The sequence below is a fragment of the Empedobacter sp. GD03861 genome, from assembly GCF_029840885.1.
Classification (GTDB): Bacteria; Bacteroidota; Bacteroidia; order Flavobacteriales; family Weeksellaceae; genus Empedobacter; species Empedobacter falsenii_B.
Window position 1 is genome coordinate 60,187 of sequence record NZ_JAOCDJ010000007.1, and the last position, 21,005, is coordinate 81,191.

Annotated in this window: 18 protein-coding genes; 6 read left to right on the forward strand and 12 right to left on the reverse strand. The window is 31.3% G+C overall.

Going from position 1 to position 21,005, the window contains the following annotated elements:
- Nucleotide 1: 1 nt before the first annotated feature.
- From N5D03_RS05735 to N5D03_RS05750, 4 genes are read right to left on the reverse strand one after another with little or no spacing between them, the layout of a single operon-like run.
- The gene (locus N5D03_RS05735) at nucleotides 2-2,386 is read right to left on the reverse strand and encodes a TonB-dependent receptor (protein ID WP_221855587.1); all 2,385 of its coding nucleotides are present in this window, start codon (nucleotides 2,384-2,386) and stop codon (nucleotides 2-4) included.
- Between the two features lie 50 nt (nucleotides 2,387-2,436).
- The gene (locus N5D03_RS05740) at nucleotides 2,437-2,748 is read right to left on the reverse strand and encodes a hypothetical protein (protein WP_038337225.1); all 312 of its coding nucleotides are present in this window, start codon (nucleotides 2,746-2,748) and stop codon (nucleotides 2,437-2,439) included.
- 21 nt (nucleotides 2,749-2,769) lie between these two features.
- Nucleotides 2,770-3,411, reverse strand: coding sequence for a hypothetical protein (locus tag N5D03_RS05745; RefSeq protein ID WP_115001090.1), 642 nt, complete (start codon nucleotides 3,409-3,411; stop codon nucleotides 2,770-2,772).
- The gene (locus N5D03_RS05750; RefSeq protein ID WP_038337221.1) at nucleotides 3,411-3,911 is read right to left on the reverse strand and encodes a sigma-70 family RNA polymerase sigma factor; all 501 of its coding nucleotides are present in this window, start codon (nucleotides 3,909-3,911) and stop codon (nucleotides 3,411-3,413) included. Before N5D03_RS05750 ends, N5D03_RS05745 begins: the two co-directional genes overlap by 1 nt.
- A 325-nt stretch (nucleotides 3,912-4,236) precedes the next feature.
- On the opposite strand from N5D03_RS05750, the gene N5D03_RS05755 reads away from it, so the two are divergent.
- From N5D03_RS05755 to N5D03_RS05765, 3 genes are read left to right on the forward strand one after another with little or no spacing between them, the layout of a single operon-like run.
- The gene (locus N5D03_RS05755) at nucleotides 4,237-4,929 is read left to right on the forward strand and encodes a succinate dehydrogenase cytochrome b subunit (protein WP_038337219.1); all 693 of its coding nucleotides are present in this window, start codon (nucleotides 4,237-4,239) and stop codon (nucleotides 4,927-4,929) included.
- Nucleotides 4,930-4,946: 17 nt separating this feature from the next.
- Entirely contained in the window at nucleotides 4,947-6,959 is a 2,013-nt protein-coding gene (locus tag N5D03_RS05760; RefSeq protein ID WP_125349258.1) for a fumarate reductase/succinate dehydrogenase flavoprotein subunit, read from the forward strand.
- Between the two features lie 60 nt (nucleotides 6,960-7,019).
- Entirely contained in the window at nucleotides 7,020-7,790 is a 771-nt protein-coding gene (locus N5D03_RS05765; RefSeq protein ID WP_038337216.1) for a succinate dehydrogenase/fumarate reductase iron-sulfur subunit, read from the forward strand.
- A 640-nt stretch (nucleotides 7,791-8,430) separates the two neighbouring features.
- Here N5D03_RS05765 and htpG read toward each other — a convergent pair.
- The gene (htpG, locus tag N5D03_RS05770; RefSeq protein WP_115001086.1) at nucleotides 8,431-10,308 is read right to left on the reverse strand and encodes a molecular chaperone HtpG; all 1,878 of its coding nucleotides are present in this window, start codon (nucleotides 10,306-10,308) and stop codon (nucleotides 8,431-8,433) included.
- Nucleotides 10,309-10,518: 210 nt separating this feature from the next.
- Between htpG and N5D03_RS05775 the strand changes: the two genes are divergently transcribed.
- The gene (locus tag N5D03_RS05775) at nucleotides 10,519-11,370 is read left to right on the forward strand and encodes a DUF72 domain-containing protein (RefSeq protein WP_280051132.1); all 852 of its coding nucleotides are present in this window, start codon (nucleotides 10,519-10,521) and stop codon (nucleotides 11,368-11,370) included.
- 86 nt (nucleotides 11,371-11,456) lie between these two features.
- Entirely contained in the window at nucleotides 11,457-12,428 is a 972-nt protein-coding gene (locus N5D03_RS05780; protein WP_280051133.1) for an N-acetylornithine carbamoyltransferase, read from the forward strand.
- A gap of 65 nt (nucleotides 12,429-12,493) precedes the next feature.
- On the opposite strand, the gene N5D03_RS05785 is transcribed toward N5D03_RS05780, so the two are convergent.
- The 7 genes from N5D03_RS05785 to N5D03_RS05815 form a co-directional block, all read right to left on the reverse strand.
- Nucleotides 12,494-14,551 carry a glycoside hydrolase family 2 TIM barrel-domain containing protein gene (locus N5D03_RS05785; RefSeq protein ID WP_280051176.1) on the reverse strand — a complete coding sequence of 686 codons (2,058 nt, stop codon included), beginning with the start codon at nucleotides 14,549-14,551 and terminating at the stop codon, nucleotides 12,494-12,496.
- Between the two features lie 263 nt (nucleotides 14,552-14,814).
- A complete protein-coding gene (locus tag N5D03_RS05790) occupies nucleotides 14,815-15,894 on the reverse strand; it encodes a peptidylprolyl isomerase (protein ID WP_038331198.1) in 1,080 nt (359 codons plus the stop codon).
- Nucleotides 15,895-15,919: 25 nt separating this feature from the next.
- On the reverse strand, nucleotides 15,920-16,447 hold the full coding sequence (locus tag N5D03_RS05795; protein ID WP_115000909.1) for an FKBP-type peptidyl-prolyl cis-trans isomerase: 528 nt from the start codon (nucleotides 16,445-16,447) through the stop codon (nucleotides 15,920-15,922).
- A complete protein-coding gene (locus N5D03_RS05800; protein ID WP_280051134.1) occupies nucleotides 16,447-17,472 on the reverse strand; it encodes a DHH family phosphoesterase in 1,026 nt (341 codons plus the stop codon). The genes N5D03_RS05795 and N5D03_RS05800 overlap by 1 nt, the downstream gene beginning before the upstream one ends.
- Before the next feature lie 171 nt (nucleotides 17,473-17,643).
- Nucleotides 17,644-18,117, reverse strand: coding sequence for a DUF1203 domain-containing protein (locus tag N5D03_RS05805; protein ID WP_125349264.1), 474 nt, complete (start codon nucleotides 18,115-18,117; stop codon nucleotides 17,644-17,646).
- Nucleotides 18,118-18,280: 163 nt separating this feature from the next.
- Nucleotides 18,281-19,111: an ABC transporter permease gene (locus N5D03_RS05810; RefSeq protein WP_280051135.1), complete on the reverse strand. Its 831-nt coding sequence runs from the start codon at nucleotides 19,109-19,111 to the stop codon at nucleotides 18,281-18,283.
- A 1-nt stretch (nucleotide 19,112) separates the two neighbouring features.
- Nucleotides 19,113-20,009, reverse strand: a complete 897-nt coding sequence (locus tag N5D03_RS05815; RefSeq protein ID WP_221856261.1) for an ATP-binding cassette domain-containing protein — start codon at nucleotides 20,007-20,009, stop codon at nucleotides 19,113-19,115.
- 74 nt (nucleotides 20,010-20,083) lie between these two features.
- Between N5D03_RS05815 and N5D03_RS05820 the strand changes: the two genes are divergently transcribed.
- A complete protein-coding gene (locus N5D03_RS05820) occupies nucleotides 20,084-20,968 on the forward strand; it encodes a ChaN family lipoprotein (protein ID WP_280051136.1) in 885 nt (294 codons plus the stop codon).
- Nucleotides 20,969-21,005 lie beyond the last annotated feature (37 nt).

Consider the following 21,005-nt stretch of genomic DNA (forward strand, 5'->3'; position numbering starts at 1 on the left):
ACTATTTTCCGAACGGAATTCCTAACATAATTTGTATGTTTCGAGCTTGTTCTGGTAATTGCAATGCACGATAAAAACTGGTGTGATTGTAATAGTTTTTATTGAATAAATTAGAAACCTGAACACTTAAATTTGCACTAAAATTATTGAATTTAAGTTTCGTTTTTCCTCCAATTCCAACCAAGAAATAACTTGGAGTGATATCTTCATTTTGTGCAATTTTATCTTGCTCAAATGTATATTTTCCATTTGCAAAAAAGCTCAAACCTTCTAAAAATGCAATATTTTGATTGATTTTATAATTAATTTGTCCAAATAAATTATTTGCAGGAGTGAAAGGAAGATAATTTCCGAATTTTTTATTTTCCGTAATTTGTCGATTGTATAAATATTCGTACACAAGATTTGCATCAAAATTTTCGTTGATTTTCTTACGAACTTCAAATTCAAAACCAGTCAACAAAGCTTTGCTTTGTGTATATTGATAAATTTGTCCACCATGAGGAAGAATCGAAAATTGTCCCGAAGGTTTTAAGAAAATATAATTGCTGAAATAATATAAATACGGACTTAGCGAAATATTCCAATCATTTTTGTGAAAAACAGATTTGAAATCTACAGCAATTCCTTTTTCTATATCAAGATTTTCGTCACCTCGTTCATGTCTAAAACTACCGTGATGAATTCCGTTAGAACCCAATTCTATAGCGGTTGGTAAACGGAAATTTGTTCCAACATTCAAGTTGAAATCCCATAAATCATTTGGTTGAAAAGTTGCACCAATCATTCCGTTTAAATTACTGAAACTACGATCGATTGATTTGCTACGATTTGCATAATAATCTGCAATGCCTTCAGAATTACCTTTTTCAATCAAATAATTGTAAAGAAATTCATCAAAATAACCTTCCGATTTGAACGTCGAATAATCGTAACGTAAACCAGCAGTTACTTTCCAACGATTTCCTTTTTTGAATTCTTCAATCAAAAATCCGCTAAAAATATTTCGGTCATATTTTGGTAATAAATAATTGTAACCGGCAATATTATTGGCTTGTAATTGCGCTTGTGCGCCAATTATTGTTTTGAAATTTTTGCTATGATTATGTTCAAATTTTAATTGAGAATCATACGTTGATAAATTAAAATCTAATTCTAAATCAGGATTTTTTGTTGGAACTGGTTGATTTGCATAATGTGTGTGAAATGAACTAACTTCTTGTCGACGATTGTTTTGATAACTTGCTAAAAATTTTAAAACGTCTTTTGAATTTAAACGAAATTCATTTTCGGAAATTACTTTAAAATGATTCACTTTTTGATAAGGAAATTCGATATTTCTATAATTTCCATCATCTTGAAGTCTATCTACAGAAGGAATTCCGTGTGAACCAGGAAAGAAACCGATTTTCTGATTAACGTTAGAAACCGTTAAAATTGAACGAAATTTCTCACCAATATAACCTGTTTGTATTTCAGCATTCAAATCTTGTCCAGCCGTATTTTTTACACGTTTATTGTAAATTGGTAAATAGCGATTCAGGTAATAAATGCGATCGGTAGTCGTTCTGTAGTCTGCATAATCAGAATAAGAACCTTTTATTTTATAGAAAAAATGATCGTTACGAGATTTCAAATTAAATCCAATTCCGTAATTATCATTTATTGATTGATATAAAGTTTTTGCTTCTCCAGAAAGTGAATGTTTCGCTGGTAAATTGTTATTGTTAATCTTGATAACTCCAGCAATAGCTTCATTTCCGTACTCCAAAGCCGCAGGCCCTTTTATCACTTCGACATCTTCAACATTTAGCGCATCAATCTCCAAACCATGATCGGCTCCCCATTGTTGTCCTTCTTGTTTTACACCATTTTCAGCAACAATTAATCGATTGAAACCAAGTCCACGAATAATTGGTTTTGAAGCTGATGATCCAATTCCAGAAGCATTAACACCTGCAATATTTTCAAGTGATTTGGCTAATGATCCTGCATAGTTTTCTTGAATATAAGATTGATCGACACGCTCTACATTAGCTGTTGAAAAATCGTGATGATGCCCTAAAACAGTAACTTCATCTAAATTATATGCTTTGTGAAAAGTAAGTGTAAAAACAAATTTTTGTTGAGAATCAAACGTAATATTTTGAGAAAAAGGTTCGTAACCTTGCTCATCAATTTGAACTTGATAATTTCCTTTGTTTAAATTCTCAATTCTAAATTTTCCTTCGGCATTTGTGTGATATTCTTCGTTGTTGAAGTATACAGTTGCGAAAGGAATTGGTTTTTGATTTTTATCTATAATTTGACCTTCGAAAATGTTTTGTGCAAACACAGTTCCGCACAATAATGTAGCCGCAATACTACATTTTATGTTGATTGACATAAATACAATAATTTAATAACGTTAAAAAAATAAGGTGGTTTTTTCTGAAATTAAATTGCGTAGGGCGGTGCTCGAAGACTTTTTTGAGTAAGTAATACAGCTTGTTTTACACGAGTTGTATAAAGTGTTTTATCTTTTTGGATAAATGATTGTGACCATTCAAATAACTCAATTTCTGAATCATTTTCTATAAAATGTTGATTGAAATGGCAAATTGTACAGCTATGATCGTGTACGTTAGAGAATTTGTCTTTCAGCTCTTTGTGCTCTTTATTTAGAGCATGATCCAATATATGCGCAGACTGATACACTGTCATAAACAGTGAAATCGTAAGCATAATATATTGGATAAATTTTTTCATTCAGTTTACAAAAATAAGATTTTATTTCATTTCTTTCAACTCTTTCATGTTTTGTTGAAGTTTTCTTAAAAATAAAAAATAAATAATCCCATAATAAACCGTTCCTATAATCACAATAAAAGCAACAGCAGTTATTATTGCAATCCAACCATAAACAGCAGCATTATTCACAATTGGCTGTATATCATGAGCGTGTTTTGCCAAATAAATAGATTGGCCTAATTCGTAATAGAATGGGGCAGAAGAAACAATTAAACTTAAAACGGTGAAAAGAATAAACAAGTTCACCAATCGACGAAATGAAATAATATTTTTCATCAAATCGACTACAGATTGATTAAGATCTATTTTTTTGAAATAACGATAAGCCATCACCAAAAATCCAAACGTAATCACAATACTAAAAACCGAAGCGATTTCGTAATTGTTAATTGTTTTTTCTTCGACTAATGTTTTGACTTCGTTATTAAAAAAATTTTTTCCTGAAATTAAAACATATAAATTGTAGACAAGAAAAAGGATAAATTCGCAAAAAGTGAATATAAATAACCATTTTATTGTCGTTGATGATTTTTTCTTCAACATTTGAAAAATTTGATTTTGATCAAACTTTTCTTCTTCCTTTATGGAACCCCAAATTGATTTTAAGTCATCTAACTCCATTATTGTTCCATTTTAGACATTATTTCTTTTAATTTTATCTTTACTCTGTTCATTTTTACCCGAGCATTAACTTCTGAAATTCCTAAAGTTTCAGCAATATCTTTATAAGGTAAGTCTTCCAAAAATAGCAGTACCAATGCACGTTCTACGTCGTTTAATAATCTAATTGCTGCGTATAAAAGTGTGATACGCTCTTCTAAAAATTCGTCTTTGTCATCAGATTTTAAGTTTAAAAATTGAGCTTCATTAAAATCAGTTTCACTGGATTTTGTTTTTTTTCTAATTAAAGTAATTGCTGTGTTTAAGCTAACACGATACATCCACGTACTAAATTTTGAATCTCCTTTGAAAGAGTCATAAGAGCGCCATAATTGCAAAACTATTTCCTGAAATAAATCGTCATGAGAATCCTTGTCGTCTGTGTAAATACGACAAACTTTATGGATAATTCCCTGATTTTTCTCGACTAATTCAGTAAATATTTTTGCTTTATTATTCAAACTATTATTCTGTTGCTCTTTATTTGTAGTAAAAAAAAGAATAATGTTACAACTAAAAAAATAAAAAATCCTCTTATAGAAATATAAGAGGATTAACCTAACTAACTTAAACCTATGAAAAGTTGTTCTACTTTTCTACTGCAAGTATAGAAATTAAATATTTATTAAGCAAAAAAAAATTAGAAAATTTGTTAAAATGTCTTAATTAACTAAGAATGATTCTAAACTATCGAAATCTGTTAACGAAATGATATAATTCATTGTGATTAGAGCAACGGGATGATTAAATTTGTGGAAATATCTAAAAAATTAAACGAATTGCTTTATGGCAAATGAATCATTACTAAAATCGTCGATTGGTAAGAAGTTCGCGATGGCGCTTTCAGCGTTATTTTTGATTGTGTTCTTGTTACAACATTTCGTGATTAATGCATTATCTGTTATTAATCCGAATGGGTTCAATGAAGTTTCGGCTTTCATGAGTGATAACCCTTTTATCCAATATTTAATGCAGCCTATTTTATTAATTGGTGTTGTATACCACTTTGTAATGGGGTTTGTATTAGAAGCGCAAAACAAGAAAGCGCGTGGACCAGTTGCTTATCAAAAGTACAATGGTGCTGCAAATGCTTCTTGGATGTCAAGAAACATGTTAGTTTCTGGATCTGTAATTTTAGTTTTCTTATTATTACACTTGTATGACTTTTGGGTTCCTACAATTACTGATCACTACATTGCTCCAAATCCTGAGTTTGCTCAAGGAAATTACTTTATGGATCATTTAAACCACGTTTTCACATTAGAAGGTGCTTTAAGTTTTGTAAGATTAGTAATTTACATTGTTGCATTTGTATTTTTATCATTACACTTACAACATGGATTTGCATCAGCATTCCAATCTATTGGTGCAAGACACAACAAATACACTCCAGTAATTGTTGCTTTCGGGAAATGGTATTCAATTTTAATTCCAGCAGGTTTCATTATCATCGCTGTTTACCATTTTTTTGTTAAATAATTAAATAATATCAAGAAATGAGTATATTAGATTCAAAATCTCCACAAGGAGATATCGCACAACAATGGAGCGAACACAAAGCACACTTAAACTTAGTGGCTCCAAATAACCGTGATAAAATTGATGTTATTGTTGTAGGTACTGGTTTAGCTGGTGGTTCTGCAGCTGCTACTTTAGCAGAGTTAGGATATAAAGTAAAAGCTTTCTGTTATCAAGATTCACCACGTCGTGCGCACTCTATTGCTGCACAAGGGGGGATAAATGCTGCTAAAAATTATAAAGGAGATAACGACTCTATCTACCGTTTATTTTACGATACAATCAAAGGTGGTGATTACCGCGCTCGTGAGTCTAACGTTTATCGTTTAGCGGAGGTTTCTGGTAATATTATCGACCAATGTGTAATGCAAGGGGTTCCTTTTGCACGTGATTACGGTGGGTTATTAGATAACCGTTCTTTTGGTGGGGTACAAGTATCTCGTACTTTCTATGCGAAAGGTCAAACAGGACAACAATTATTATTAGGAGCTTATTCAGCAATGAATCAGCAAATCCACTTAGGGCACATCCAAATGTACAACCGTCACGAAATGTTAGATATTGTACTTGTAGATGGTAAAGCTCGTGGTATTATCGCTCGTAATTTAATTACAGGTGAAATCGAAAGACATTCTGCTCACGCAGTAGTTATTGCTACTGGTGGTTACGGAAACGTATATTTCTTATCTTCTAATGCAATGGGTTCTAACGTAACTTCAGCATGGAAAATTCACAAAAAAGGTGCTTATTTTGCTAACCCTTGTTATGTACAAATTCACCCAACTTGTATTCCAATCCACGGAACAAATCAATCTAAATTGACTTTAATGTCTGAATCTTTACGTAACTCTGGTCGTATCTGGGTTCCTAAAAAGAAAGAAGATGCTGAAGCAATCCGTGCTGGTAAGAAAAAAGCAGTTGATATCAAAGAAGAAGACAGAGATTACTACTTAGAAAGACGTTATCCTGCATTTGGTAACTTAGTTCCTCGTGACGTTGCATCTCGTGCTGCAAAAGAGCGTTGCGATGCTGGTTATGGTATTGAAGCAAATGAAACTGGAGAAGGAGTTTACTTAGATTTTACAGATGAGATCAAGAAAAAAGGTCGTGAGGTTGCTTTCGCAAACGGAGATCAAAATCCATCAGATGCTGAAATCGAGAAATTAGGTAAAAAATGGATTGAGGAGAAATATGGTAACTTATTCCAAATGTATTGGAAAATTACAGATGAGAATCCATACGAAAATCCAATGCGTATCTATCCAGCAATTCACTACACAATGGGTGGTGTTTGGGTTGACTACAACTTACAATCAACAATTCCTGGATGTTTCGTAGTAGGAGAAGCTAACTTCTCTGATCACGGAGCTAACCGTTTAGGAGCTTCTGCATTAATGCAAGGTTTAGCAGATGGTTATTTCGTATTACCTTATACAATTGCAGATTATTTATCAGCAGATATTCGTACAGGTAAAATTCCTACAAATACGCCAGAATTTGATGAAGCTGAAAAGGCTGTTAAAGACCAAATTCAACATTTCTTAAGCAATAAAGGAACTAAAACTGTAGATAGTTTCCACAAACGTTTAGGAAATATTATGTGGAACAAAGTAGGTATGGCTCGTAATGCTCAAGGTTTAAAAGAAGCGATTGCTGAAATTGCTGCTTTACGTGAAGAATTCTATCGTGATGTAAAAGTTCCTGGTGATGCTAACGAAATGAATACTGAGTTAGAAAAAGCTGGACGTGTAGCTGACTTCTTAGAATTAGGACAGTTAATGGCAATTGATGCTCTTAACCGTAATGAGTCTTGTGGTGGTCACTTCCGTGAGGAGTACCAAACAGAAGAAGGTGAAGCAATGCGTGATGATGAAAACTATACTTATGTTGCCGCTTGGGAATATAAAGGTGATGATATCAACACTGAGGTTTTACACAAAGAGGAATTAAATTACAAATATATCGAGCTTAAAACTCGTAGTTATAAATAATAAAATCATTTTGCTTGATAACAAACTTTCAAGCAAAATGTCAAAATATCATATAGAATTATGGCATCATCAAAAACAATCAGCATCACGCTGAAAATTTGGCGTCAAAAAAACGCTAATGCTCAAGGAAAAATGGAAACATATTCCTTAAAAGATGTTTCTACTGATTCTTCTTTCTTAGAAATGCTTGATTTATTAAACGAGCAATTAATAGAGGAAGGAAAAGAGCCAGTTGCATTCGACCACGACTGTCGTGAAGGTATTTGTGGTATGTGTTCTTTATTCATCAATGGAGAAGCGCACGGACCAGATAGAGGTGTTACAACTTGTCAATTACATATGCGTATGTTCAAAGATGGTGAAACGATTTACATCGAACCATGGAGATCTGCTGCATTCCCAGTAATCAAAGATTTAATTGTAGACCGTTCATCTTTCGACCGTATCCAACAAGCTGGTGGTTACATCTCTGTAAATACATCAGGACGTACAGTAGATGCAAACAATATTCCAGTAAACAAAATGCATGCAGATGAAGCGTTCGACGCTGCAACATGTATTGGTTGTGGAGCTTGTGTTGCAACTTGTAAAAATGGATCTGCAATGTTATTCGTAGGAGCTAAAGTTTCTCAATTCGCATTGTTACCACAAGGACAAGTAGAAGCTGCTCGTCGTGCTCAAAAAATGGTTGCACAAATGGATTTAGAAGGTTTTGGTAACTGTACAAATACAGGAGCTTGTGAAATCGAATGTCCAAAAGGAATTTCTTTAGATAACATTGCACGTATGAACCGTGAGTATTTATCTGCAAAAATTGTATCACAAGAATAATAACATTCTGATATATATTAAAAGAGCGACATGTTTGTCGCTCTTTTTTTGTTATAATAATTGCAAAAAAAAAAAGGATTTCAATCTCTTGAAATCCTTCCCAATGTCAAATTCTTTCTTCTGAATAAGTCCATTGTAACTTGTTCTTTTTAAATGATTATAAAAAAGAATTTTTATAAATAGAACAAATATCTATTGTAAATAATAAATGAAATGTACTCATATATGAGAGACTATTAATCCTATGCAATAACTATGAGCAAAATCGATTTAAAAAGAACGTCTAGGGAAAAAAGGATTTCAATTTCTTGAAATCCTTCCCGAAATTTTTGATAATGATTTGAATTAATTTTCACCTTATTATGAAAATTCTCTGTCGGCTTAAAAATTTCGTTATTTTGTGGAAAAACAACTATTAATTTTAATGTTCTGTTTCAAAACAACTAAAGTATTTTGAAGTCCTGAACGAATAATTATTAATTCCTTGATGTAAAATTAATGACAAAAATCATGTTTTGCAAATTATTTCAGATTAATTTTAAAAGTTTAACACATCAATAAATCTATTTAGAAATAAAAAATCCAGCACATTATGTGCTGGATTTTAAGTTTAAGATTACTAAAATATAGTGTTCTGAGATTATTTAATGTTCTTAAAACTTCTATTGATAAAATTTGTTAATTCTTTACCTTTTAACAAACCTTGCGATAATTTTGCTAGATCTAATGCTTGATTAATCAACGCTTCTTTTTCTTCTTTCGAATCTTTAGCTAAAATTTCTGTTGCTAAATCCGAGTTTGCATTCACAACAACATTATACATTTCAGGGAAATTACCCATTCCAAACATCCCAGCTCCGCCAGAAGCTTGCATATCTTTCATACGACGCATAAATTCTGATTGCGTAATGATGAAAGGTGCATCTGTTCCAGATAAATCTTCTAATTGAATTGTATATGATTTATTGTTGATTGATTCTGTGATTTCAGTTTTCAATTTTTCTTTATCATCATCAGATAATTTGGAAATTTTAACTTCATCTTTTTCAATCAAATTATTGATATGATCCGCATCAACACGAACAAATGTTACATTTTCTTTTGTAGATTCTAACTTCTGAATCAAGTGAGAAGAAATAGGAGAATCTAATAAAATTACTTCGTAACCTTTTTCTTTCGCAATTTGTATGTATTGATCTTGTCCATCAACATCAGACGCATAAAGAATTACTAATTTTCCGTCTTTGTTGGTTTGATTGTCTTTAATCGCAGTATTTAATTCATCCCAAGTAAAATATTTACCATCAACTGTTGGATACAATGCAAATTTGTCAGATTTTTCGAAGAATTTATCTTCCGAAATCATTCCATATTCAATTACAACTTTAATATCGTTCCATTTTTGCTCGTAATCTTCACGATTTTGATTCATTAATGAAGACATTTTATCCGCCACTTTTTTCGTAATATGTGCCGAAATTTTCTTCACAGCTCCATCAGCTTGTAAGTACGAACGCGAAACATTCAATGGAATATCTGGAGAATCTATCACACCACGTAATAACATCAAGAAATCAGGAACAATTCCTTTCACTTCGTCTGTTACAAATACTTGATTTTGGTATAATTGAATACGATCTTTATCAATATTGATGTTGTTTCCTAATTTTGGGAAGAATAAAATTCCAGTCAAATTAAATGGATAATCAACATTTAAGTGAATATGGAATAAAGGTTCTTCGAATTGCATTGGATACAATTCTCTGTAGAAATTTTGATAATCTTCGTCAGACAATTCTGATGGCGCTTTTGTCCAAGCCGGATTTGTATTATTGATAATATCATCAACTTCGATTTCCTCAGGTTTTGCATCTTCTGAAGCATCTTCTGGTAAAGGAAGTGTTTCTTTTTTCGTTCCAAATTTGATCGGAATTGGCATGAATTTATTGTATTTATTCAATAATTCACGGATTTTCCATTCGTCTAAAAACTCTTTCGAGTCTTCTGCAATGTGTAAAACGATTTCAGTTCCACGATCTGTTTTATCCGAATTTTCTAATGTAAATTCAGGAGAACCATCACACGTCCAATGAACTGCAGGCTCGTCTTTATATGATTTTGTTATGATTTCTACTTTATCCGCAACCATAAATGCAGAATAAAAACCTAAACCAAAATGTCCGATAATTCCGTCCGCATCTTGGTGTTGATTGATAAATTCTTCCGCTCCAGAAAACGCCACTTGATTGATGTATTTCTCCACTTCATCAGCTGTCATTCCCAAACCTTGGTCAATAATGTGCAAAGTATTATCGTCTTTATTTATTTTTACTTCAATTTTTGGATTTCCGTATTCTACTTTTGCGTCACCAATACTTGTTAAATGCTTTAATTTCAGGGTTGCGTCAGAAGCATTTGAAATTAATTCACGTAAAAAGATTTCGTGATCGCTGTATAAAAACTTCTTAATTAATGGAAAGATATTCTCTACCGAAACATTAATATTTCCTTTATTCATCGTTATTGTATTTTTATTATTTAATAATTAGTTTTTCTTGTAAATAGTCTAAATCATAAGATTTATTGACGAATTCTAAATTTCAAAAGATATTCCAAATGAAATTTTTCTGACATTTTGTCGTAAAATAGATCATGAGAACTGCTTATAATTGCTTAATTTTCGTTCAAATTTAGAAAGATGAAATTCGGATAAGTAGAAAACCCAGAATTGGTTAATTTTACATTGCCAAAAACGCCAAAAGAAACGATTGATTTGTTGAATAAAGCTGATAAATCAGATAATTTCGAAGTATATGTAGGCTGTGCAAAATGGAATAAGCAAGATTTGAAGAATTTTTATCCGCCTAAAACAAAAGATGAATTGAGTTATTATTCAAAGCAATTTAATAGTATCGAGCTAAATGCGACATATTATCGTTCGCCAAGTAAAGAAAATGTCGAAAGTTGGGCAAATAAAACTCCAAAAGATTTTAAATTTTTCCCGAAAATTCCACAAAGTATTAGTCATTATGGACGATTGCAAAATGTGACAGATAAATTGAATGAATATTTGGATGCAGTTGCGTTATTTGAAGAAAAATTAGGAATGATTTTCTTACAAATGCACGAAAATTTTGCTCCAAAAGATTTTGAAAAATTAGAAAATTTCATTCAAAATTTTCCGAAAGGTTATCCGTTAGCTGTAGAACTTCGTCATGAAGATTGGTTTTCGAACGAAGAAAATTTTAATCGATTGGTTTCGTTATTAGAAAAGCATAACATTTCAAATATTATTGTTGATACAGCGGGTAGGAGAGATATGGTGCATATGCGATTGACTTCGAATGAAGCTTTTGTGCGTTTTGTTGGAGCAAATATTCCATCTGATTACGAGCGTTTGGATGAATGGATTGAAACAATTAAACTTTGGAAAGCAGAAGGTTTGCAGAAATTGTACTTTTTTATTCATCAAAATTTAGAGTTAGAATCGCCAATGTTAGCCAAATATTTTATTAAGAAATTAAACAATGATTTAGATTTAGATATTCGTGGTCCGCAAGATGAATTGACGTTGTTTTAAGTGAAAATTAGAAAAAATAATTCTTTAAACCTCGATTGTTTCAACTAATTTTGCAGAACAAATAAAACAAAAGATTCTTCTCAATTATGAAACAATTTACTTCGGTTTATGATGTAGAAAACATCGACGAATTACTAAAAACAGCCTTAGAAATTAAAGCAAATCCTTTTGCTCAACAAGAAGTTGGTAAAAATAAAACAGTTGGTTTAATTTTTTTTAATCCAAGTTTACGTACACGTCTAAGTTCTATTAAAGCGGCTTATAATCTTGGAGCAAATGCTTGGGTTTTGAATGCTGGAGCAGATTCTTGGACATTGGAAATGGCTGATGGTGCTGTGATGAACGGAGATTCGCAAGAACATATCAAAGAAGCAATTCAGGTAATGAGTGCGTATTGTGATGTTTTAGGCGTTCGTACTTTTCCGAAATTAGTAGATCGTGATGAAGATTATAACGAAATCATGTTCAATAAAGTAAAAGAATTATCTTCTGTTCCTGTTGTGTCTTTGGAAAGTGCAACATTACATCCATTACAATCTTTTGCTGATTTAATTACAATTGCAGAAAAAACGGGTTATACGCCTGGGACAAAACCTGAAAAGAAAGTGAAAGTTGTGATGACTTGGGCGCCGCATCCACGTCGTTTGCCACAAGCTGTTCCGAATTCTTTTGCGCAATGGTTTTCTAAAGTAGATTGGGTAGATTTTACAGTTGTACAACCAAAAGGTTTGGAGCTAGATCCAAAATTTACTGATGGAGCAACGATTGCTTATGATCAAGATGAAGCGTTGAAAGATGCTGATTTTGTTTATGCAAAAAACTGGTCTTCTTATGAAAATTATGGTCAACCGAATGATGGTGATAAGGATTGGGAAGTGACAATGGATAAAATGAATTTGACAAATAACGGAAAATTTATGCATTGTTTACCAGTTCGTCGCAATGTAGTAGTATCTGATGAAGTTTTAGATTCTGATCGTTCTATCGTAATTGATGAAGCAACGAACCGAATTTTCTCAGCTCAAACCGTTTTCCACGAGATTTTGAAAAATAAGTAGTAAACTACAATATAAAAAAGGCTTAAAAATTAATTTTTAAGCCTTTTTTATGATATTATTTCCCACTAAAGTCCAACATGAATATCTTTCGTAGTGGCTTCTTTTTGAGAAGTTTTATATTTTGGATCATAGTTCCAAATAATTTTATCTGAAATGGTTTTTCCATTAAGATTAGTTTCTGCAATGATTATGTTTTCACCTTTTTGCAATTGAACATTTTCAGCAACGAAATGAATTTTATTATAGCCATTTTTTACATTTTCAATCTTTTTACCATTGACAGTTAACGTTGGCGTTCCTTGATTAGAGAAGATTGTAACAGTTGTAAATTCATTTCCTCTATTTACCATTCTACGTTGCGTTAAATAAACAACAGGTTCTTTGCTCCAATTTGCTTTATACCAATAAAAAGGATCTTTTTTAATTTTTCGATCAAATGAAACCAAACCTTTGAAATTTCTTGGATTAACATTCAATCGTGTAATAGGCGTTGCAAAATCGAAAGTATTCCAAACATAAGATCCCAAAAATATTGGATGTTTTTCTATTGTTGCCCAATGAACAATATGAAATTTAGTTGCAAATTCTTCTGGAAAAAATGCAGGATCACTCCATTGATTTCCATAGTTCCCAGCAACTTCAACTTGATCTTCAGGTTTTGCTTCTGCGCCATATTCAGAGAAAATAATTTTATAATCTTTAAATTTTTTTGAAATATCATTTGCCCAAGTTTCAACATCTTCTTTGTCAGATAAATTTTCTACTTCGCCATTGTACCATCCAAAATAATGATTAATTCCTTGTATATCTGCGTTGTTATTCACAGGATGATCTACTGTGTTGTATCCATTTACTTGAACTGTGTAACGGTATGGATCTTCTGTTTTAGCTAAATCATTTAGTTTTGTTGTTAATTCGGTTGTGTAATTATTTGGTGTATAAACTTCGTTGTGTAATCCCCAAGTATAAATTGATGGATGATTGTAATTCTGACGAATTAATTCTTTCAATTGTTGCATCGCATTATTTTCTTCCAAGGTTGTAACCTGATTTACAAACGGAATTTCTGCCCAAATTATTAATCCTAAACTATCACATTTAGAATAAAAATAATCTGATTGTTGGTAATGTGCTAATCGAATAGAAGTTGCACCAATTTCTTTTATAATTGCTAAATCTTCATCGTGATCTTCATTTGATAAAGCCGAACCTTTTCCCCAGCGATCTTGATGTCTTGTGACACTATATAGCGGATATTTTTTGTCGTTTAAGAAGAAACCATCGTTGGCTTTTAGCTCAAATTTACGGATACCTAAAGGTTGCGCTACTTCATCTAGAACTTGATTATTTTTTTTGATTTGCGTAACCACTTTATATAAATATGGATCTTCTAAACCATTCCATAAATGTGGATTATTAACCTTGATATCTTGAATAATTTCTTGTCTACCTTGCGGCGATAGAGTGTAAGGGGTAGTGATAGATTTTACAGTTTTATTGTTATGATCAATAATAGAAGTGAAAATTTCGATGTTATTTTGTTGACCAGATTTATTATCAACTTTGACTTTAACATGAATATCAGCCGATTTTTTGCTAACATTTTTTTGAGAAATAAAAATTCTAGCCGAAGCAAAATCATTTACAGCAATATTGATAGGGTCAGTAACAATCAACGAAACTGGACGATAAATTCCGCCATAAACAGGAAATAAAACATGATTCACAGGAATAATTGCTGGATTTTCCTCGTTATTGGCTTTAACTAAAATTTCATTTTCTTGATCAAATTTTATCATTCCTGTCAATTCCAAAACAAATGCAGAATATCCACCTTGATGACGTCCAACAAAATTATAATTTCTGTTGTTTGTATCGCTTTGATAGCTTACTTTGTTCTTATTTTGTGTAGATTTTAGAGGCGAATTATTGACGTAGTAAACTTCTACATTTTCGCCAACGCCTTCAAATTTGATAAAAATACGTTTTCCTTTCCATTCAGTTTTTGGTGTAAAAGATTTTCTGTAATACGAATCACCAACATAAAAGCGCTTTTTAGTACTATAAAAATCTGCTGTAACTTGATTTGTTTGCATATCAGTCGCATTCCATGTATGTGGAATTTGAACTAATTGTCAATCGCCTTTGAAGACAGAATTGTAGTTGATTTCCGCTGTAGTAAATGGACCTTTCTTGAAACTCCAATCGGAGTTGAAGTTTACTATTTCTCTTGCATTTGCTAGTTTTAAACTGAGAATGAGTAAAATTAAAGATGTTAAATTTTTCATGTGAGTTTTGATAAGAAGTAAAAATAGTTATTTCAAAATGGGACAAAAAGAAAGCCACTCAATTTGAGTGGCTTTTCTACTTATTTTGAATAGATAAATTATTTATCTAACACTTCCATATCAAAATATAAAGTTGCGTTTGGTGGAACAACACCTCCAGCACCTCTTGAACCATAACCTAATTCAGCAGGGATAATTAAGAAAACTTTAGAACCTCTGTTGAACATTGTCAATGCTTCCATCCAACCTTGGATTAATCCTGTTACACCAACTGTTGCGTCTAATGGTTGATTGCGATCGTAAGATGAATCTAATTTTTCACCATCGTTTAAACGTAAAGTATAATGTACTTGAATTGGATCTCCTTGAACTGGTTTTGCTCCGTTTCCTTCTTCTAAAATTACATATTTTAATCCAGAAGGAGTAGTTTGCGCTTTAGCCTCTAATTCTTTTTGACGAGCAATTTCAGCATCTTTTTCAGCTTTTGCTTTCGCTTCAGCTTCAGCTTGTTTTTTTGCATGATTTGCTTTTGCAGTTTCAAAAGCTTCTCCACCGTTATATTTGGCATATTTATCACCTTTACGAGCGATTTCTACTTTCTCAATCACAACTGGAACAACTGGTTTGTCATCTCTTGTTTTTTCTACATTAGCAATAGAATCTACAACTTCTAAACCTTCTACAACTTGTCCAAAAACAGTGTGTTTACCATCTAACCATGGAGTTGGAACCTCTGTAATGAAGAATTGAGACCCGTTTGTTGCTGGTCCTGAATTTGCCATAGATAAAACACCTTTTTTATCGTGTTTTAATGTTGCATCAAATTCATCTTCGAAATCGTAACCAGGTCCACCTGTACCTCTTCCGTCTGGATCACCACCTTGAATCATGAAATCTTTGATTACACGGTGAAAAATGATTCCATCATAAAAAGGAATTCCTTTTGCTTTTGCTTTATTTTCTTTTGTACCTTCTGCTAATCCTACAAAGTTAGCAACAGTCATTGGAGCTTCTTCTTCGTATAATTTGATTGTCATTGCACCATGATTTGTTGTCATTTTTGCATACAATCCGTCTTCTAAACTTTTAAATTCTTCTTTACTCATCGATTTTGGAATTTTAACGCCACAACTAACAAGAGTAGTGATGACAGTTAAGATTAATAATATTTTTCTCATTTTAACTTTACAGTCTTTGTGTTTATTAGTGTTTTTTTATTTTTAAAACTTTTACATCCATAATAATAGGCGAGTCTGGAGCAATTTTTTGTGTATCACCATAACCTCCATAAGCTAAAAACGAAGGTAATAATAATTTAGCAGTTTCACCTTCAGGAATTAATTGCAAACCAGCTTGTAAACCTCTCACAATATCAGCTTTTCCTAAAATTATTTTCTGAACTTTATTATCGTTAAACGAATATAAAATATTGTTTTCGAGATCAGTTACTTGATATTCAAATTCGATGTAGTCTCCATTATTTGCTGTAGAAGCTGTTCGTTGACCACTATTTGAAATCCAAAAGCCCGAACTCGTTTTAACAAATTTTAGGTCAGATGTTTTCATATAATCATCAAACCATTGTAATTCTTCTTGATGCAATAATTTTCCACGTTCTTGCGAACGTTTCATAAAATCGTCATTGGAATATGAAACGGGATATTGTATGACTTTTTGATCACAACTCATTAACGCAAAAACAGCGAAAGTGAATAAAATAACTTTTTTCATTAGATAACGATACTAGCTAATTTTTCTTGATATTCTGGTAAAAGGGATTGGAAATAAGCAATTGTTTCTTCCATATTCATATCCGAACGACCTCCAGAAGCATTCATATGACCGCCGCCATTGAAATGTTTGCGAGAGAATTCATTCACATCAAAATCACCTTTCGAACGTAACGAAATTTTAATGAAATTATGATGTGTGTCTTCAATAAAAATTACAGAAAAGATAAAATTTTCTACACTCAAACCATAATTTACAAAACCTTCTGTATCTCCTTTTTGAAAACCATTTGCTAGTAAATCTTCACGTTTTAAAAACATGAAAGCTGTTCGATATTCTGGTAAAAAAGTTAGATTATTTAGAGTTAATGATAATAACTTTAATCGTCCTTGTGTTTGTGAATCGTTTACATAAGAAGTAACTTTATCTACTTCTACACCTTTATCAATTAACTCTGCTACAATTCTATGCGTATCTGCCGATGTATTACGAAAACGGAATCCGCCTGTATCCGTCATTATTCCAGTATAAATACATTCAGCAATGCCTTTATCAATTTTATCTAAATCATTCATCGCTTCGATAAAATTATAAACCATTTGACAAGTCGCAGGCATTTCGATATCCGAATACATAAAATCAAATGTATCTGGTTCGCGGTGATGATCGATTAATATTTTTGGAGCTTTCGAACGTTCAACCCAGTTTCCTAAGTCATCAATTCGTTTTACAGTATTAAAATCTAAGATAAAAATCAACTCAGCTTGATGTATAATTGCTTCGGCAACTTTTGGTCGGTAATCTGCAATTACAATCTCTTTTGCTGAAGGCATCCATTTTAGGAACTTAGGAAAATCGTTTGGTGAAACAATGTTACATGTATGTCCTAATTTATTCAAATAATGAAACATCGCCAATGTAGAACCTATCGCATCTCCATCAGGATTTTTGTGCGGTAGAATTGCAATTTTCTTTGGTGTTGATTTTAAAAGAGTTTTTAACTCTTCGAAATTTGTCATTTGCATAGTTGCAAAGATAAACAAACAAGTGAAATTGTAAATTGCTTTGAAGAAGAAAACTGCAAATTTTAGATGAATTATTTATTTTTTTTTGAATTGATTAATGGGAATAAAAAAATAAAAACCTTTGTAAACTAAAATTCAGATTTAATTTTTTAACAAAAATACTAATTAGCTTTAAGCTCTTTCTACTAAGCAATTATAACAACCAGGTCTTGCGTTGTGAATATGAATGTATTCGACTTCTTGGTTTTCTAAGATTTCATTTAATTTTTCTTTTAAATAATCTCCTTTTATTGCATCAGCAAAAATCATTATTGAATTCTTGTTGTAAGCACGAATAGACAAAAACCGATGGTTAAACATTATTGGAATTTCATTAATAGAAGATTTATAAGTTTGTGCGTTTTTACTTATAAAAATAGGACCAGATGCCTTGTAAGGAGAGTTTACCGAATGATGTTCAAAATTAAGTAGAATAACTTCTTCTCCAACTTGCACATCTGTTAAACTAACTCGGCAAGGATATCCTGGGAATTTATCTACAATCATTCTCGAGATATTTTGTTTTGACAATTCCTTATCACTTAGATTAAAATAATCACTAAAAAGCTCATTATCTAAGGCGACTATTCTAAAGTTATTTTTCATTTTAATTTTATTAGATGATTGATTATAACTAATTTAAATAAAAAATAATAATTTAAATAAAATAAAATAAAATAAATATTAACGTAGTAGAAATGTAAAAAAAACTAGAGCATGAAGTAATTTCAAACTCTAGTTTATAACTTGATAATTTATTATAATAAAATTATAAATCTCTTTTTTTGATAATCAGTAAAGATAAACCTAAAAATAAAATGATGTAAAAAACGTTGATTCCAAAATATTCCCATTGAATAGAATCTGGAACAAATAATTTACTTTTCATCAAGGCTTGTTGTATATCTACTGAAGGATAATCGATGATTTTTCCGTTTGAATTTAAAGGTAAATAATTTGATAATAGCTTTATTTCTTCAGGATTACTTGGTGGTTGTTTTCCAAATCGAACTAAAAATTCGATAGCTTTTACAACAGATTCTACGATGTTTAATACAATTAAAGATAAAATTGCAAAAGCACTTTTCTTTAATAAAAATGATAAAAACATGGCAAATACGATATAAGCGAAGATTTCGACGAAATATCCTCCCAAGAATTCGATTCCATTTATAAAATCAAACTTTTCGCTAAAAATAGAACCTAATGCAAAAACTAAAACGCCAACTAAAAGTGTAGAAATCAAAGTTATCACAACGTTCATCAAAACTTTTGTGTTTAAAAATTCAGTTTTAGATAAACCATCAATTGTATTTTGCTTGAAAGTTCCGAAAGAGTATTCGTTTGTAATATTATTAATAACAATAATAGCTAAAAAGAATTTTCCAAAACCAATTAACCACGTAATATTATGCCAAATTATAGGAAACTCTAATGCTCCCAATTTGATTAAATCAACTTCAATTTCATTCATATTTGGTTTGAAATTCGGTAACGTAATTCCCATTAACAGAATCATCACAAAATATAAAATGATGAAAATTCGCGTTCCTTTATTGTAGAATAATTTATTCCATTCTATGCTAAATAATCTTTTCATGTTAGTTCTGTTTTTGGATTAGTTGGAAAAATTGTTGTTCTAAAGATTCTTTACGTTTTACTAAATGATTCACGATAATTCCTTGTTCATAAAGCATTTTGTTAATTTCTGCTGGATCTTTCTCTTCTGATAAAACAGCAAAAAGTTTGTTGTTTTCTTTGGTAACTTTTGAAACGAATGAGAACGTTTTTAGTGTATATTCCAAACTTTCCATATTTTGCGCAGCAACTTCTATACTTCCAAAACTTGAATTCATTTGATCTACAGAACCCGCATAAAGCATTTTTCCTTGATTCAGAACCACTACATGCGAACATACTTTTTCGACTTCGTCTAATAAATGACTTGCTAGAATAATTGTAGTTCCTTGTTGAGCAATTTTAATAATCAATTCACGAATCTGAATAATTCCTTGTGGATCTAAACCATTAGTAGGTTCGTCTAAAATCAGCACTTCAGGATCATTTAATAACGCAGCCGCAATTGCCAAACGTTGTTTCATTCCCAACGAATATTGTTGAAATTTATCTTTTTTACGAGAAAGTAATCCAACTAATTCAAGTTTTTCGTCAATTTTTCCATAATTAACTTCTTTAATATCAGCAACAATTTCAAGATTTTTTTCTGCTGATAAATAAGGATAGAATTTTGGGCTTTCGATAATTGCACCAATTTTTTTTAATGAATCGTTATCTGGTTCTTGATCAAACCATTTCCACGAACCCGCTGTAGGATTGATTACATTAAGAATCATTCCTAATGTTGTCGATTTTCCACTTCCGTTTGGACCAAGTAATCCATAAACGTTTCCTTTTTCTACCGAAAAAGTGACATTGTTGACCGCTGTAAAACTGCCAAATTTTTTAGTAAGTTGATTAATTTCAAGAACTTTATTCATAGTAGTTGAATTTGTTTTCTTTATATGTAGAGTTTTTTGTTAATTTGTTACAATTTAGAATTAATTTAAATAACATGAGAACGATACTTTATACCTTATTAATTGTACTAACAATTCAGGCTAAAGCGCAAAACGGAAAAACTTATCAAATTTATAATCAACAAGAAAAGAAAGTTGATTTTGATAAAATGATTAAAGAATTAGCAAAATATGATGTTGTTTTATTTGGTGAACATCATAATAATGCGGTAAATCATTGGTTGCAATTGCAAACGACAAAAGAATTGTATAAGATAAAAGGAAAACAACTGATACTCGGAGCAGAAATGTTCGAGCGCCATCAACAAAATGATTTAACGAATTATTTGAAAGGCAAAACGACGGATGAAGAATTTCAAAAAAGTACAAAGCTTTGGAATAATTATAAAACAGATTATAAACCGCTTGTTGATTTTGCGAAAGAAAAGAATTTGGATTTTGTAGCGACTAACGTATCACGCAAATATGCTTCGTATGTCGCTAAGAATGGACTTGAAGCTTTGGATACAGTTCCAAATAATGAGAAAGTCTTTATTGCGAAACTTCCTATTACGATAGATTATGATGCACCTGGTTATCCTGAGATGATTAAAATGATGGGAGATCATGCTGGAGTGAAGGCAAAACAGTTTGTTGCAGCACAAGCTACAAAGGATGCAACAATGGCAGAATCAATTTTGAATAATTTGAAGAAAAATAATCTATTTATTCATTACAATGGTGATTATCATTCTAAAAATTATGGCGGAATTTATTGGTATTTGAAATATTTTCGACCTGAGCTCAAAATCGCTGTAATTGAAATTCTAGAAAGTGAAGATTTAAATGAAAAAATATCTGCAATTAAATCAAAAAACGAAAATGTTACTACGACAGAATTCATTATAGTATTTCCTAAGGATTCGCCTAAAACCTACTAATTTTACTGATAAGTAGAAAGTTTTATTGATTATTTTT

Bases quoted from the DNA above. Each gene is read 5' to 3' on its own strand.
- N5D03_RS05735 (WP_221855587.1), bottom strand. From the start codon at position 2,386: ATGTCAATCAACATAAAATGTAGTATTGCGGCTACATTATTGTGCGGA.
- N5D03_RS05740 (WP_038337225.1), bottom strand. From the start codon at position 2,748: ATGAAAAAATTTATCCAATATATTATGCTTACGATTTCACTGTTTATG.
- N5D03_RS05745 (WP_115001090.1), bottom strand. From the start codon at position 3,411: ATGGAGTTAGATGACTTAAAATCAATTTGGGGTTCCATAAAGGAAGAA.
- N5D03_RS05755 (WP_038337219.1), top strand. From the start codon at position 4,237: ATGGCAAATGAATCATTACTAAAATCGTCGATTGGTAAGAAGTTCGCG.
- N5D03_RS05760 (WP_125349258.1), top strand. From the start codon at position 4,947: ATGAGTATATTAGATTCAAAATCTCCACAAGGAGATATCGCACAACAA.
- N5D03_RS05765 (WP_038337216.1), top strand. From the start codon at position 7,020: ATGGCATCATCAAAAACAATCAGCATCACGCTGAAAATTTGGCGTCAA.
- htpG (WP_115001086.1), bottom strand. From the start codon at position 10,308: ATGAATAAAGGAAATATTAATGTTTCGGTAGAGAATATCTTTCCATTA.
- N5D03_RS05780 (WP_280051133.1), top strand. From the start codon at position 11,457: ATGAAACAATTTACTTCGGTTTATGATGTAGAAAACATCGACGAATTA.
- N5D03_RS05790 (WP_038331198.1), bottom strand. From the start codon at position 15,894: ATGAGAAAAATATTATTAATCTTAACTGTCATCACTACTCTTGTTAGT.
- N5D03_RS05795 (WP_115000909.1), bottom strand. From the start codon at position 16,447: ATGAAAAAAGTTATTTTATTCACTTTCGCTGTTTTTGCGTTAATGAGT.
- N5D03_RS05800 (WP_280051134.1), bottom strand. From the start codon at position 17,472: ATGCAAATGACAAATTTCGAAGAGTTAAAAACTCTTTTAAAATCAACA.
- N5D03_RS05805 (WP_125349264.1), bottom strand. From the start codon at position 18,117: ATGAAAAATAACTTTAGAATAGTCGCCTTAGATAATGAGCTTTTTAGT.
- N5D03_RS05810 (WP_280051135.1), bottom strand. From the start codon at position 19,111: ATGAAAAGATTATTTAGCATAGAATGGAATAAATTATTCTACAATAAA.
- N5D03_RS05815 (WP_221856261.1), bottom strand. From the start codon at position 20,009: ATGAATAAAGTTCTTGAAATTAATCAACTTACTAAAAAATTTGGCAGT.
- N5D03_RS05820 (WP_280051136.1), top strand. From the start codon at position 20,084: ATGAGAACGATACTTTATACCTTATTAATTGTACTAACAATTCAGGCT.